Source organism: Endozoicomonas sp. SCSIO W0465 (genome assembly GCF_023716865.1).
Taxonomy (GTDB): domain Bacteria; phylum Pseudomonadota; class Gammaproteobacteria; order Pseudomonadales; family Endozoicomonadaceae; genus Endozoicomonas.
The window spans coordinates 5856527-5870032 of the sequence record NZ_CP092417.1; the positions used below are offsets into that span (position 1 = coordinate 5856527).

Annotated in this window: 18 protein-coding genes and 2 pseudogenes; 6 read left to right on the plus strand and 14 right to left on the minus strand. The window is 47.7% G+C overall.

The window, feature by feature from the left end:
* Window positions 1-14: 14 nt before the first annotated feature.
* From MJO57_RS26245 to MJO57_RS26265, 5 genes are all read right to left on the minus strand, one after another.
* On the minus strand, window positions 15-329 hold the full coding sequence (locus tag MJO57_RS26245) for an AlpA family transcriptional regulator (protein ID WP_252019976.1): 315 nt from the start codon (window positions 327-329) through the stop codon (window positions 15-17).
* Between the two features lie 171 nt (window positions 330-500).
* Window positions 501-1427 carry a hypothetical protein gene (locus MJO57_RS26250; protein ID WP_252019978.1) on the minus strand — a complete coding sequence of 309 codons (927 nt, stop codon included), beginning with the start codon at window positions 1425-1427 and terminating at the stop codon, window positions 501-503.
* Window positions 1428-1578: 151 nt separating this feature from the next.
* Window positions 1579-1839, minus strand: coding sequence for a type II toxin-antitoxin system RelE/ParE family toxin (locus tag MJO57_RS26255; protein WP_252019980.1), 261 nt, complete (start codon window positions 1837-1839; stop codon window positions 1579-1581).
* Window positions 1836-2030: a hypothetical protein gene (locus MJO57_RS26260; RefSeq protein ID WP_252019982.1), complete on the minus strand. Its 195-nt coding sequence runs from the start codon at window positions 2028-2030 to the stop codon at window positions 1836-1838. The genes MJO57_RS26255 and MJO57_RS26260 overlap by 4 nt, the downstream gene beginning before the upstream one ends.
* A 22-nt stretch (window positions 2031-2052) precedes the next feature.
* Complete coding sequence (locus tag MJO57_RS26265) at window positions 2053-3465, minus strand: tyrosine-type recombinase/integrase (protein WP_252019983.1); 1413 nt, start codon at window positions 3463-3465, stop codon at window positions 2053-2055.
* A 503-nt stretch (window positions 3466-3968) separates the two neighbouring features.
* Here MJO57_RS26265 and MJO57_RS33485 point away from each other — a divergent pair.
* The 4 genes from MJO57_RS33485 to MJO57_RS26280 are packed head-to-tail and all read left to right on the plus strand — an operon-like array spanning window position 3969 to window position 6798.
* A complete protein-coding gene (locus tag MJO57_RS33485) occupies window positions 3969-4208 on the plus strand; it encodes a helix-turn-helix domain-containing protein (protein WP_371924922.1) in 240 nt (79 codons plus the stop codon).
* A 23-nt stretch (window positions 4209-4231) separates the two neighbouring features.
* Window positions 4232-4822 carry an IS630 family transposase gene (locus tag MJO57_RS26270; RefSeq protein WP_256493386.1) on the plus strand — a complete coding sequence of 197 codons (591 nt, stop codon included), beginning with the start codon at window positions 4232-4234 and terminating at the stop codon, window positions 4820-4822.
* A gap of 53 nt (window positions 4823-4875) precedes the next feature.
* The gene (locus MJO57_RS26275; protein WP_252019985.1) at window positions 4876-6513 is read left to right on the plus strand and encodes an IS1634 family transposase; all 1638 of its coding nucleotides are present in this window, start codon (window positions 4876-4878) and stop codon (window positions 6511-6513) included.
* Window positions 6514-6525: 12 nt separating this feature from the next.
* Complete coding sequence (locus tag MJO57_RS26280; RefSeq protein WP_252019987.1) at window positions 6526-6798, plus strand: hypothetical protein; 273 nt, start codon at window positions 6526-6528, stop codon at window positions 6796-6798.
* 27 nt (window positions 6799-6825) lie between these two features.
* On the opposite strand, the gene MJO57_RS26285 is transcribed toward MJO57_RS26280, so the two are convergent.
* The 9 genes and pseudogenes from MJO57_RS26285 to MJO57_RS26315 all read right to left on the minus strand — a co-directional run bounded on the left by MJO57_RS26285 (window position 6826) and on the right by MJO57_RS26315 (window position 11007).
* Window positions 6826-6981, minus strand: a complete 156-nt coding sequence (locus MJO57_RS26285) for a hypothetical protein (protein ID WP_252019989.1) — start codon at window positions 6979-6981, stop codon at window positions 6826-6828.
* Window positions 6982-7338: 357 nt separating this feature from the next.
* Window positions 7339-7428: pseudogene (locus MJO57_RS33490) on the minus strand (SEC-C metal-binding domain-containing protein); the annotation flags it as partial.
* Between the two features lie 81 nt (window positions 7429-7509).
* Window positions 7510-8223: pseudogene (locus tag MJO57_RS26290) on the minus strand (DUF1186 domain-containing protein); the annotation flags it as partial.
* Between the two features lie 35 nt (window positions 8224-8258).
* Entirely contained in the window at window positions 8259-8585 is a 327-nt protein-coding gene (locus tag MJO57_RS26295) for a hypothetical protein (protein WP_252019993.1), read from the minus strand.
* 24 nt (window positions 8586-8609) lie between these two features.
* Window positions 8610-8693 (minus strand): SEC-C metal-binding domain-containing protein, encoded by an 84-nt coding sequence (locus MJO57_RS33495; RefSeq protein WP_371924923.1) that lies wholly within the window; start codon window positions 8691-8693, stop codon window positions 8610-8612.
* 32 nt (window positions 8694-8725) lie between these two features.
* Window positions 8726-9523 carry a DUF1186 domain-containing protein gene (locus tag MJO57_RS26300; protein ID WP_252019994.1) on the minus strand — a complete coding sequence of 266 codons (798 nt, stop codon included), beginning with the start codon at window positions 9521-9523 and terminating at the stop codon, window positions 8726-8728.
* A gap of 344 nt (window positions 9524-9867) precedes the next feature.
* The gene (locus MJO57_RS26305) at window positions 9868-10476 is read right to left on the minus strand and encodes an IS3 family transposase (RefSeq protein WP_371924924.1); all 609 of its coding nucleotides are present in this window, start codon (window positions 10474-10476) and stop codon (window positions 9868-9870) included.
* Complete coding sequence (locus tag MJO57_RS26310) at window positions 10418-10561, minus strand: transposase (RefSeq protein WP_252027162.1); 144 nt, start codon at window positions 10559-10561, stop codon at window positions 10418-10420. Before MJO57_RS26310 ends, MJO57_RS26305 begins: the two co-directional genes overlap by 59 nt.
* Before the next feature lie 305 nt (window positions 10562-10866).
* Window positions 10867-11007, minus strand: coding sequence for a transposase (locus MJO57_RS26315; protein WP_252019996.1), 141 nt, complete (start codon window positions 11005-11007; stop codon window positions 10867-10869).
* Window positions 11008-11282: 275 nt separating this feature from the next.
* On the opposite strand from MJO57_RS26315, the gene MJO57_RS26320 reads away from it, so the two are divergent.
* Both MJO57_RS26320 and MJO57_RS26325 read left to right on the plus strand, forming a co-directional pair.
* Window positions 11283-12461, plus strand: coding sequence for a hypothetical protein (locus MJO57_RS26320; protein ID WP_252019998.1), 1179 nt, complete (start codon window positions 11283-11285; stop codon window positions 12459-12461).
* A gap of 131 nt (window positions 12462-12592) precedes the next feature.
* Window positions 12593-13456 (plus strand): hypothetical protein, encoded by an 864-nt coding sequence (locus tag MJO57_RS26325; RefSeq protein ID WP_252019999.1) that lies wholly within the window; start codon window positions 12593-12595, stop codon window positions 13454-13456.
* Window positions 13457-13506 lie beyond the last annotated feature (50 nt).

Below are 13506 nucleotides of genomic sequence, written 5' to 3' on the forward strand. Positions count from 1 at the left end.
TGGTGGTTGCCGAATCAGGCCCGTTGTGACTCCCAGGCTTCCAGTTCCGATTGAAGCCAGCGGACGCAGCGCGGTCCTAAGTGATGTGGTTTTGGAAAATTGGTTTGTTCATCACCAATCCAGCGATACAGCGTGGTATTGCCGATCTGGTAGCGTTTACGCACTTGCTGGTTGGTGAGGTAGACGACGCCCTGTGGCAAGCTCTTTTTCGGCTCAGGCATTGGTGTGGGTGTGCTGGTGTGACTGCTTTGGCTGACAGCAGGTTTCTGGTCAGCAGCAGTAACCGGGCAGGTTTTGCTTTTTTTGAAAGGGGTGTTGCTGGTGGTCATATCCCTGACTCCCGTAAGGCATTTTCTGGAATGGCTTGGGAGTCAGGATATGGCTGGAAAATAGTGAGTTATAGAGTGGTAGTTGGACGTTTGCCGGTAAAAGTTATACTTCTGCCGGTAAAAGTATGACTTCTGCGGGCACGGGGCTGTAAGATTGCTGCCTTGTGATAGCTATTTGCATGGAACTGATTTTTTCTTTTCGTATCGGTCTATGATCTGCTTAACGGTCTTAATTCCACCAGTTCCAGTTTCTTGGTATATCGGAATACCTTCAGACCTGCACCATTCGTTAACATGTCTGAGAATCCTTTTTGCTGTTTTTGTCTTTTGATAAGGGGTTTGGTACTGCTTCTTGTATTCCCCGCTTTCATATACCTCAATTACCCTTTCTTGCTTTTTATGGTTGTCAGCATGCCGTGAAACAGCTCTTTCTCTAGCCTTTTTGGTTGCAATATCGTCTGCTAACAGTTTTGCCTGTTCTTCTATAAAGCTCGAACTAACAATCGGTGAGCTTATGTATTCTAAACTTGGAAGTGTTTTCAGGATTTTTGCTGTATGTAGATGGTGCCAAGAGCTCATCATCGCCTCGAAAGCCTTCATGAGATTTTTTATCTGATCTTCCCTGCAAGCTTCATGAAATGGAAAAACTTGGCAGTGCCACTGGTCATCTTCATTATCAAATTTTATTATTTGGACATAACTTAACAGGTCTAAAGCTTTTTTGTTGTAGCTAAAGGCAAGCAGGGCATAACCTTCTAATGCACCATTGATGCCTATGGTATTTAGATCCTCTTCAGGTTCAATAGACATTTCCCCAACTAGCCATTCATCAGAATATCCAATAGATTGGATGTCATCAGTAGATAATTTTTGGCCACTATTTTTTAACTCCAACAGGTATTCAATCAGTTCAGGGTCATTAATATTAGGAGCTATACCATCAGTTCTGATTGAACATTCCATATTGGAAGAAAAATCAAGTTTTATGGTTTCTGCATAATCAGCTCGGGTCTTGTCAAAATAACGGGTCAGTCTTGAATACTTTTCTGAAAGTTCTTCATCACTGGGATGTGAAAGGCAAGCGGAAATGTGGGTCATCTGAAAGTTTATGCTGTGAATCAAGCTATTATATTGGTAATCAAACGATTTCATTCGCAAATATCACCTTAATTCCCGCTTTAACCAACCAGTCCAAACAGCCGGGAAACCTGTCCTTTCGGGTACAACCCTATACTGGCCAAAGAAAAAATCAGCGGTAAACCGCCTTACGGTGACCGACTTTGATCACTTCGATAATTAACTGTCCGTTGTCTATCTGGTACACCAGACGATAGTTGCCTGCCCTGACCCGCCAGGTATGTTCCGTGCCGGACAGCTTGCGACAGCCATCGGGAAACGGCTCATCCACCAGCGACTCCGCCAGTGCCACCAGCTTGCCCACCGTGGCCCCGGGCAGCTTCTCCAGCTCCTTCAGGGCGGAACGCTTCCAGCACAACGTATAACGGCTCATAGCTTGCCGCTGGCCTTCAGGTGCTTAAGCACATCATCGTGGGCAATGGATTCTTCATCCCGGCGCTCGGCGACGGCGGCAAGGTCTTCAAGGTCGTCCAGTAGTTCCTGGTAGTCGTCCACCGGTAAGACGACGGATACCCGGTTGCCCTGATCGTCGGTGATGTATTGGGGGCTGCTGTCTGGTTTCATGGCAGTGTTCCCTGTTAGTTGATTATGAAAAGCTGAGTTCTTTTTGCTGGCGGTAGGTATCTATATCCACCAGGGTGGTCTCTTCCCCTTTCAGGATTTTATCCAGCAGGGCATCGTATCGGCGGATGCTTTCCCGCTTCTCTGGCAGATGCTCATGCCGGTCGTAATGCTTCACGTCCACACCGCTCTGTGCGTGGGACTGAAGCAGGTTTCTCTGTTCCCGGTTAACCCCGGCATCAATCATCAGGTTTTTAACCGTGCGGCGAATGTCCCTGGCCGTAAAAGGCTCTGGTGCCGGTTTTCCCTCAGCTGAGGCCTGTTCAGAGAGTGCCTTGTTATAGCGGATAAAACCGTTCTTCAGCGACTCCAGGGTAAGCGGCATCAGTTGACCCTTAGTGGCGCCGCTACGGCCTTTAACGCCCGAGCAAAACGGCCACGGGTATGAACCGGAGATTTCTCTTACGGCTCGCAGGATCGCCATTGCCCTGCCGGTTAGCGGTACCACATGTATCTTTTCCGTTCCCTGCCGTCCCTTTCGGTCTATCAGGGTAACGCAGTTTCGCTGAAAGTCGTAGTCCTCCCAGGTTGCCCGGAGTAACTGTTTGGGTCTTTGACCAGCGGTGGCCAGCATAAAGCGTATTGCACAGGCCAGGACAAAGCCGACGCGATGGGTATCGCCAATGTTGTGCCAGAGTAGTCGGACCTCTTCATGGCTCAATACGCGGTTGCCGGGTTTAGAGGCCTTGGTGTTTTTCTTGGTGGCTGTCACCGGGTTATGCTGGATATAGAATCGCTTTTCGGCAATCCGCGTTGGATCGTAGTCGCCCTTGATGCCAAAGTTGAAGCAGGCGTGAAGCAACGCCCGAACCCGAACGGATTCCACTTCAGAGCCCCGCTGGTGGATCGCTGCCAAAATGGTGACAATATCGTCCGGTGTCACATCCTTGGCCTTTTTAGACGCAATCATGGGATAGGCATCAAGTACATTCAGTCTGAAGGCTTGACGGGACTGGTGGGCGCTCTCTTTACCCTGAGCCTGTTGATCCAGTACGTAGGATTCCATCAGGTCGGCAAATGAACCTTTACGGGCTTCCATTTCCTGCCGCTGTTGCTCTTCGAGCTTCTGCTGTTCCTTCTTGTGCTCCTCGGCTTCCAGGTAGCCTTTCAGATCACCGCCGCATTGGCGACGCAAGCGGGCAAGGTCCTGAGCCTTGTCGCGGCATTCAGCAAGGGTATACCCAGCTCCATCGTTGGTGACTTTGTAATTGCCGAGTTTGATCGAGGAATCTTTGTCTTGATATTTATAGCGGTAGTACACCTCAATAGTTCCGCTTTTGCGCTTTTCAAACAGCAGCGCCCCATCACCGCGACCACTCACTTTTTCAGTTAGCCTTTTCTTAATGCTTTTCAGCGCCAGCACGGACAGCTTTGCCATGAACTCCACCTGTTTTTATTGTTCTGACTGCTCTGAAATTTGCCCCCACTTTTGCCCCCACTTTCTACTGGGCTTGTGCGGAATTTAATGGGATTTAAAAAAACAGTCTACCACTACCAACCCCTTGTTATTCAAGGGCTGTGAGCAGTATAGTGGAATCTGGTGGGATGATATGAAACGATCGTACTTTCAACTTGTAATCAGTGGGTCCCGAGTTCGACTCTTGGTGCCGGCACCATATACAGCAAAGCCCGTAGCGTTAGTAAGCACTACGGGCTTTTTTGTATCTGCCTGTTTGTGCCCATTATTGTGCCCACTTTCGTTTGGGATGTAATGGGGGCTAAACGATCATCTTCTACTTAAACCCCAACCAGCTTGAAAACCGTATGTTTCCGGTTCTCACTGATTTCAGTTCGCCATATCCTAACTGACAGATAAAAATCCATCGGTAGAATGACGTATTTTGTTGCCGGTATTAAGTTTTGCTGAAAGTCCATTGTGCGGTGTGGGACCAAACTCCAGAATGCCTTCTGGCGCAATCTATTCAGGCCTCCCATACCAGAACCCGGGAACGTTTCTCTGCGTTGTACCAGGTAGTCACAGGCAGCTCCCCCGTTGCAGTCGCCAAAAAACTGGGTCGTCGTCATGATACGGTGACCGGATGGATTAACAAATACAACCTCAGTGGCCCGGACTCTATGGTGTATCGGCGCACAGGTGGGCACCCCCCTTTTGTCGAGTAATTGGTGGAGCAGTTGCAGGGATTATAGACCGGGCTCTTGAACAGGCAGCTTCACAGGATCGCCCTCAGCACTTTGTCAGATGGACACTGAAAACACTTGCAGACTGGTGTTACAAAACGTTTGCTGTTCGTTTCAGTCGTGAGACTCTTCGACAGGGCTTGAAACGCCAGGGTTACTCATGGAAAAAAGCTAAAAAATTACTGAACAAAGCCGACTCGGCCCTGCGATCCACATTTCTTGAGCAGCTGAAACCTCTGCTGGAGAAAGTGACCCGGCAGGAACGTCTTCTGGTTTATATTGATGAGGCTCATATCCATCAGGATACTGATATAGGTTATGGCTGGTCTCGTAAAGGTAAGCGCTTCTGGGTAAGTTCCGACTCACCGGGACTTTCTGCCAAGATCAGCTTTTATGGCGTTTACTACTTTAATGATGGTCAGGTCAGGATATGGCCTTATCCGAGTGGCCGGAAAGAGCATACCGTGAATGTTCTTGAGCGTATTCGCCAGGAAAAGCCGGATGGGGAGATTGACGTTATCTGGGACGGAGCCTCCTGGCATACGGCCAAATTAGTACAGGAAGCGGGTAAACCCGTCATTCAGCACTCAATCTGAGAATTTCCCTACACCGGCTAAAATGTAAAAAATTCTCAGAATGAACATGTCCAATGCATCCTCATCAGTTCCACATTCAACGTATCGATCATATGGGTTTGGTTGCCGGTATGTGCAAAGAACTCGGTATCTCTAATCATCTGGATTCCCTGGTTCCTAACCAATCTGAACACCGGAATATTTCCTTTGGCGAAACCGTAGTATCAATGCTGCTTAACGGCCTTGGGTTCACTGCCCGCACGCTTCATATGTTCCCGGAGTTTCATGCTGATAAACCGCTGGATAAACTCATCAGGCCCGGTATTAAACCCGAACACATTAACGACAGTGTACTCGGCAGAGCCCTGGATCAGCTTTTTGAACTGGATGTAAGTGAGGTCTATTTATCGCTGGCTGTCAAGGCAGTGAATGTCTTAAAACTGCCGTGCAAGGCTCTGAACCTTGACTCAACAAGCTTGCATGTGGACGGCGTTTATAACAGCGAATCTGACGTCGACGAAGAAGATATGCACTGTATCAAACTCTGTCGTGGATACAGCAGGGATCATCGACCCGAGCTCAACCAGGCAATACTGCTGATGATGACGGAAAATCAGGCCGGTATTCCCGTTTTTATGAAAGCGTCCAGTGGCAACGTAAACGACAATAAAAACTTTAAAAAAGTCATCAGCAGCCATTTGAAATCCTACCGGGAAGCCCTGAATAATCGCTACCTGATTGGTGATGCAGCACTTTATACAACAGATAACGTACAGATACTTCATCAGCAGGGCCAGCAATTTATCACCCGGGTTCCGTCAAAAATCAAAGAAGCCAGAGAACTGATTGACAGTGTCGCTTCTTGTGAAATGACACCAGTGGAGGGTGCTGAGGGCTATGAGAGTCATGAAATGCTGTCAGATCATGCGGGTGTCTCCCAGCGCTGGATTCTGGTCCGCAGCGAGCAGGCTCGAAAGAGCGAACAAAAAACACTGCTGAAAAAAATGCTAAAGAAGTCTGAGAAAGAAGCAGAAGCGCTGACCAGTAAACTGGCCAAAAAAGCCTTCAAGTGTGAAACCGACGCATTGCGTGCGTTCGATGAATGGCAGTCAAAAACTATTTATTGTCAGGCGGAACCTGTCATTACTGAGAAACCCTGCTATACCAAGGTAGGTCGTCCGGAGAAAGGCTCTAAACCGGACAGTATTGAATATTATGTGAGCGGATATCCTTGGGTATCCGTTGACTGTCGCAAAGATGCAGAGTGTTCTCTGGGTTGCTTTGTGCTGGCGACGAATGATCTGGACGACAGTCGGCTGAGTACAGCAGAAGTGCTAAGTACTTACAAATCACAACAGTCAGTAGAGCGTGGCTTTCGGTTTTTGAAGAGCCCGGAGTTTCTGGTTTCTTCGCTGTTTTTAAAGAAACCGGAACGAATAGAAGCCTTGCTGATGGTGATGACGCTGTGTCTGTTAGTGTATGCGGCGATTCAGCATCGAATTAGGCATGAGCTAAAACGACAGAGTCGGTTTTTCCCGGACATGAAGCGGAAACCCTGCCAAAACCCGACAGCGCGTTGGGTGTTTTTCTGCTTTCAGGGTATCAACGTGCTATTGGTCGATGGACATGAAAAGCATGTGGTTGGATTACAAGAAAGGCAGTTGACTATTATTTCAATTCTTGGGCGACCGTATCAGGAAATTTATTCCTGATACGGGTGCTGAATGACGGGTAAACGACTGAACATTAATATTATCCAAATGCCTTCATACAGTCCGGACTTTATGCCGGTAGAGGCTCTTTGGCGCTGGTTGCGTGAAGACGTAACCTATCATCACTGCTATGCAACAGCAGAAGAGCTTTTGCAGGCAGTTAATGAATTTACTGCCCGAATCAATCGGAACCCAACGATCATTGCAGACCGATTGTGGGTAAAAAATTCCCTTGTTGACGAAGAAGAAATTTTAAGAGTCAGAAAACAACCGAAGCTGGAATAAAGCTCCGGTTTTCAAGATGGTTGGGGTTTAATAACACGCGCCCCCTTTTTTTAGTGGTGTACCTTGAACGCCACCACTGTCGAAATCAGCCATTTGCTCATTACTTTCTGCTGGTAAAAATGAACTGAAGTTCCTCCTTTTTTTTAGTGGTGTAGCTTGAGCTGTTCCAGCGGCAAAAATCACCGGGAATCGAGCGACAGACTATCGCTATCTCTGGCCGAAAACCCCATTGGGAATAATGCCTTTTCTGGTCCAGTGCTCGCCAATAGTTTGAGTGAAATCGCTCCTGACCAACTTGGCTCTTTGCTTCAGCCATTCTCCCTGATCCTGTCCCAGATAGATGCCTTCAATGTTGGTTGCAACGTAGCGTGCTGGTTACCAGCTAAACCCATAGGCCCTGAGTTTACCGATCAGGGCCGACAGAGAAACCGACATTGGCTCCACAGCCATTGAATGTGTGGGGGTATGGGAAAACCGGAAAAAACATCGGCTATGGTGTATGCCTGTTGCAGATTCCGGTTAATGGCAGGTGTTTACTGCCTATCGTCCACAGCACTTCTTGAACTTTTTACCGCTGTCGCAGGGGCAAGGGTCATTGCGGCCTGTTTTTGGTATCTCCCGTTTGAGGGTTTCACCGGTGTGAAGAAATTGAGGCTGCGGAGTCGGGGGTTGGTGCTTTGCGGGCTCCCGTTTTGGCAGAAATGTTGCCCAGTCCTGCAACTCGGCAATAGTATCATCAATCAGCAGGCCATCTCTGGCTCGTCGGGGCTGGTCAGTCGCTGATTCAAGTGTACTTTCAATACTGGCGGGCTTGCGATAGAAGCTATCAGCCAGTCCATGTTTGTAGGCCAGTTGAATATCGGCCAGCAGTTCCCTGAATCCCAGTTCAGCTGAGACATCCACCAGCACGTTCCATACATGATTTTCCCGGCGTCGGAGTCGGCCCCGGAACAACCGGGTCAGATATTGTCGCACTGAATCACGATCCACCTGTCCGGTGAAACAGAGCGTGGCAATGGTTCGTAGCGCTGCACCGCGGACAAACTCATCAATATCATCACTGTCGTTCTCAATCAGCGCCTGCAACAGTGTCAGGTCGCCGTTATAAACGGTGGCGAGAATTCGGTGCAGGCCTTCGGTAACAATGTTCCCAAAACGGTATTCAGACTCCATGGCCGAAATGGATACCATCCGGATGATCAGCGGGTATGCTTTCTGTTCCCGGAACTGGGCCAGCAGGTACAGTGCAAAAAGGGTAAGCGCTTCGTTGGCATCGTCGTCCTTAAGGGGACCTGCTGCGTTTTTCAGCGATGCCAGCAAATAAGGGGTAATGACTTCTTGCTGCACAATGGCTTCTTCTACCGCAGCTTTGGGGAAATAGCCACGGCGTTGGGAAAACTCGCTTAAAATCTCGTCAATGGTCACAGATATACTGCCTTGCTGTTTTAATGGAAAGAGTTTTAAGAAATAAGGGCGTTATTCTGGCCAGCCTTCGTGTTCGTAGAGCATATCGAAAGTGTCCAAGGCTTCTTCCAGCCCGGCGTGGTCATCAGCCTTATCGTCATGACACCAGAACTGGACGTAAAGATCCCGGGCATAGTCTGCAGGGTCTGTTGAACCTGTCGTTTGCTCAGTGGATCTGGCGCTGTGGCAATCGCACCATGGATCACCATTTTCAAGTTAGCAATGTACTCGCCATCATCCTGCGATTCTTCCTCGTTGCGCTGATGAAACTGAAAGATAATGGCCTTGCCAAAGAAGATTGCCTGTTCTGTCCACAGGGTCATGACATCGATTCCTGTTGATTAATGCTAACGACCACAACACTTCTTGAACTTTTGACCACTGCCGCAGGGGCATGGGTCATTGCGGCCTGTTTTGGGGTCGGCTCTCAAGAAGGTACCACTATCGTGTAATACGGTACCCTTTAGAGTTCTGTCTGGAGTAACAGGCCCCTTGGGTTCTGGAATGGTTCGCTGTTGCTTAACGGCTGGAACGACGCCCAGCTGGACAAATCGACTGTGGTGTCGGTGATGTAGTGTTTGAGGTGCCAGAGTTCGTCCAGATTGTCGTACTCTGACACGATCTCGTCTTCAATGCTTTTCAGGGATACCACGCTTGTGTCGGCCAGCCCGTCCTCATAGGCCTTGCGGATATCGGGCAGCAGTTCAGCAAAGCGGAAAGCGGCACAGCAGATGATCAGGCTGTCCCACAGAAAGCTGTCCTTGCGTACCGGGTACTCCCGGAACAGCCAGGTAAAATACGACAGCAGGTCTTCCCGGCTTAATGCCTGTTCGGTAAACAGGGTAGCCAGGCTTTCCAGGGTGGCGGTACGGACAAACTCATCCAATGCTTCGTTTTCCACCAGTGCTTTGAGCGGGGCAATGTCACCGTGGCAGATGGAAGCCAGAATACGGGTCATGCCACTGGCAATGGCATCACCAAAGTAAAACTCGGCACTGTCTTCCCGGCAGGTCAGCAGGTGGATGATCAGCGGATACGCCCTGGCTTCCCGGAACTGGCCCAGCAGGAAAATGGCAAACAGGGTCAGGCCGTCGTAGAAGTCGTCGTCAATGTCTTCGCCAAGGTCTATAAGCTCCTGAAGGTGGGCCAGCAGATGGGGCGTGATGGCCTCTTGCTGTTCAACGGCGGCGTTAATGGCAGCGTGTGGGAAGGAGCCTTCGGGGTTGCTGGAAAGCTGTTCCAGAATCTCGTCAATGGTCACGGGTTGGCTGCCTTTGGTTGGGTAGGTGAATTCGGGTTAGTGGGGTTCAGTGCTTGGTCCACCATGGCATCGGCCAGGTGCAGGCGGGTTTGCTGCTGGTGTTGCAGGTGGGTTTTGATTTGGTCGCAGAGGGACATTAGTTGGTCGACTTTGGTGACGATGCGGTATTGCTCTGCGGATGGTAGCACAGGGCAGAGCATTTCCCGATATCCCCCAGTCTGAAACTGTTCTTAATTCCTCTCTGGGCGCATCATATTGCCATCGAGCCAATGGGCTTCGCATCATTGCAGGAAAGAATAGGCTTTGGCAATCCGGCATGTATCTAAGCAGGCATGTATGCTGATTTATATACGCATCACCAAAGCCTTCTGGAATAAAAACACTTCGATATACTCAAAAATTGCCTGATGCGCCTCTTCCCGTGTCTGGAAGTCCTCATGATGAATGAGTTCTGTCTTGAGAGTATGGAAGAAGCTTTCGGCCACTGCATTATCCCAGCAATTCCCTTTACGGCTAATGCTATATATAAAACCATTGTCCCTGAGCAGCAGTTGATAACGATCCAAGACATATTGGCTCCCCGGGTCGCTATGAACCAACAAGCCTGCCAGCGGTCTACGCTTCCACAGCGCCATTTCCAGCGAGTCCGTAACCAAAGTTGCTGTCATTCTATCGCTCATAGACCAGCCCACAACGGCTCTTGAGCAAACGTCGATGAAAACAGACAGGTACAGCCAACCCTCACGAGCAGGAACGTAGGTAATGTCGCCAACGTATGCCTGGTTCGGCTGTGCCCTTTGAAAATCGCGGTCTAATGTATTGTCAGCCACCGGTTTGTTATGGTGGGAGTTGGTGGTTGCTTTAAACCTCCGCCTGGTTTTACATACAATGCCTTCATCTTTCATCAAGCGGCTGATCCGCTGCCGACTGATGTGTTTCCCCGCTCTCATCATAAAATAGGGCCAGATCATCTTTAATACGACGTTCACCATAAGTTCGGCGACTCTTTTCATGTATTGCCTTAATATCAGCCTTCAATGCGAGGTCTTCCTGAGATCGTTTTGATTCAGGGCGGGAAAGCCAATCATAATAGCCCGTGCTGGATACCGACATAACCCGGCACATGGCTCTTATGCTGAAGCTTTCCTGATGGTCCCTGATGAACTGGAATCTCAGAGACTTTCTCTCGCAAAGAATACCCACAGGACACAAGGGCTGCCGCCTTTTTTAAAATGGCATGCTCCTCTTTCAGTCGGGCATTCTCTTTACGCAAACGTTTCAGTTCATCGTATAAATGTTAATCTTGCTTTACAGCCTTGCCAGATGCCTTAGCCCGGTGATACTTACCAATCCAGGTATGCGGTATTTACATTAACACCGAGATCTCTGGCTGTTTCAGTGACTGGCTGATCGGATTCTACAGCCATTTTCACAGCAGATTCCTTGAACTCTGCCGTATAGATTTTGACTTTCTTTTCTGACATCTGGACACACCTTAAGGGGCTTTGATACTACTCAAGTCTGCGTGTCCGGAAAACTATAACCATTTCAGGGAGGAACTTTTATAAAAATGTGTAGTCTTTTAAACCGTAATTCAATAATTCAATAATTCAATAATTCAATAATTCAATAATTCAATAATTCAATGGCTAATCCGTATTTTAACCCACACTCTTCGTATTTGGATGTCCAGAGAGCATACGAACCAGTTATGTCGAGCAGTGGTTCAGTTTTGAATGACTGTCCGCAGGGGAATAGCGTGGCATTTGGGCTGGAAGTTCAGCAAGTTGCACCAAATAATCATTTAAACATCGTAAGTCCCTATGGTATAAGCTTCCATGACCCATTCAGCGATTATCGTTTTCCAAAAGTGCTAGTGAGGGTTGTTTATCATCAAGAGCCTGAGCAAAGTGAGCCGTTAGACTTATCAGATAAAACCAAGGCACAACAACAAAGCGACGGAAATATTCTTTATACCAGTCAATCAGGTTTAAGAATCGATCGCGTTTGGAGTATGGCCGTTAAAGCGGATGCTCAGTCACACTCTATTAATGCTAATCATCCTCCGCTTGATTCAACATTAAAAGACACTGCTGGAAATGGTTTTTCAGGTATGGGGCAATCCATCCCGCAAATCTCATCAGTTGTTGATAACAGCCTTCATCAACCTGTACCTATTCCTGATCAGGATTACATTGATACATTTTCGAAGCCTGAAGCACCGATTGCAATGATTACTCCACCACTCAATAGTGAACAGCTTCAACAAAATGCATATTCTAAAAATGAGTTTGATGTTAATGCTTCTGCCTCTGTTTCCGTTTCTGGCGAATCTCCGACTATCTCTCCTGATAAGGCCTCCCAAAAGGTTTACCTTGAATCCGATAAAGAGAAGGCTCACACACAGTACGAGAAACAGAAAGCTTACCGCAAGCGTTACCGTGAATCCGAGAAAGCAAAGGCTTATCAGAAGGCTTATCAGAAGGCTTACCGCGCATCCGAAAAAGGAAAAGCTTACCATAAGGCTTATCAGAAGACTTACCAGAAGACTTACAAAAAGTCCGAGAAATGGAAGGCTACCCGCAAGGCTTACTTTGAATCCGATAAAGGGAAGGCTTACATGAAGGCTTACGAACAGTCCGAGAAACGGAAGGCTTATCACAAGCGTTACCGTGAATCCGAGAAAGCAAAGGCTTATCAGAAGTCTTATCAGAAAGCTTACCGTGAATCCGAGAAAGGAAAAGCTTACCTGAAGGCTTACCAGAAGGCTTACCGCAAGGCTTTTTATAAAGTTTTCAAGAATACCGGTGATAGAGAACAAGCAAAAATGGCTGGTAAGCAAGCGACCGCTTTTATAAGAGAATTGCATAAAGCCAAGAATAGTGAGTTTGAATCAATGTCCATTCATCCTCTCCCTCTCCTCGGCTCCTCAAGTTGACTGGAAAGTTAATAATCAAAGGGGAAGAAAATATAATGTTCTAATAGAGAATGAGTTGTGAAAGGGAGGAACTTTTATAAAAAGGCTCGGTCTTAGATGGATGTTTAATTATTTATTTGTTCAATTTCTCAATGGATAGTTCTACTTCTTCTGCACAATTCAATACTGCTTCCAATAGCTTTTCTAACCTTCAATATACGCCTTTTGCTAAATCTAGTACGTCAGTACACTTTTTTTCCCGTGACGTTGTAGAAGCTGCCCGGATTCTTTGTGCTATGAGTCATTATCGAACTACTTATCTTCATAGTAATAAGCCTTTTTCGATCCAGTCTATTTTAGGTATAGGGCAAACAACCTCACAAAGCGCATCAGTTGCTGATAATAACCTTCATTCCATAGGAGATTCTATTCAAGATTGTATTAATGTTTCTTCCAAGACAGCAGTGCCTGTTGCGATTATGAAGCCTCAACCAACTATTCAGGAATTTCAACAACACAATATTCCTGCAGAATATGGAAGTGATTTATCAGGTGATCTGACCAAGGGAAGAGTAGAAGAAACTACTGAAAGTAGCAGCTCACAAATCAAGCGCAATAGGGAGTACCAAAAGATACAACGAAGGGAACGCCGAAGGAAGCGCTACCGGACAGATCCCGCTTTTGCAGAGCGCGAAAGAGAGCGCTTGAGGGAGCTTCGCAAAGATCCTGCCTATATAGAGCGCCAAAGAGAGCTTCGCAAAGATCCCGCTTACGCAAAGCGCCAAAAGTGCCAAAGGAAACGCCGACGGGAGCGCTACCATTCCGATCCTGTCTTGGCACAGGCACAAAGAACCTATGCAAATGCCTACTATCGAATCAAAAAAGAAACCTGCAACAAAGAAGTCGCTTCAAGGGGAGCTAAAATCGCAAAAGCCCAGTTTCTCCAGTCAGTCAATTCAGTAAGAAACTCAGGTAAATTATCAATAGCTTCTGAACTCCCTGGCAACTGCTCGTAGTCTGTTAGCTTGGTTTCAAAGCGCAACGGAACATTAGTTTGGTATAAAGG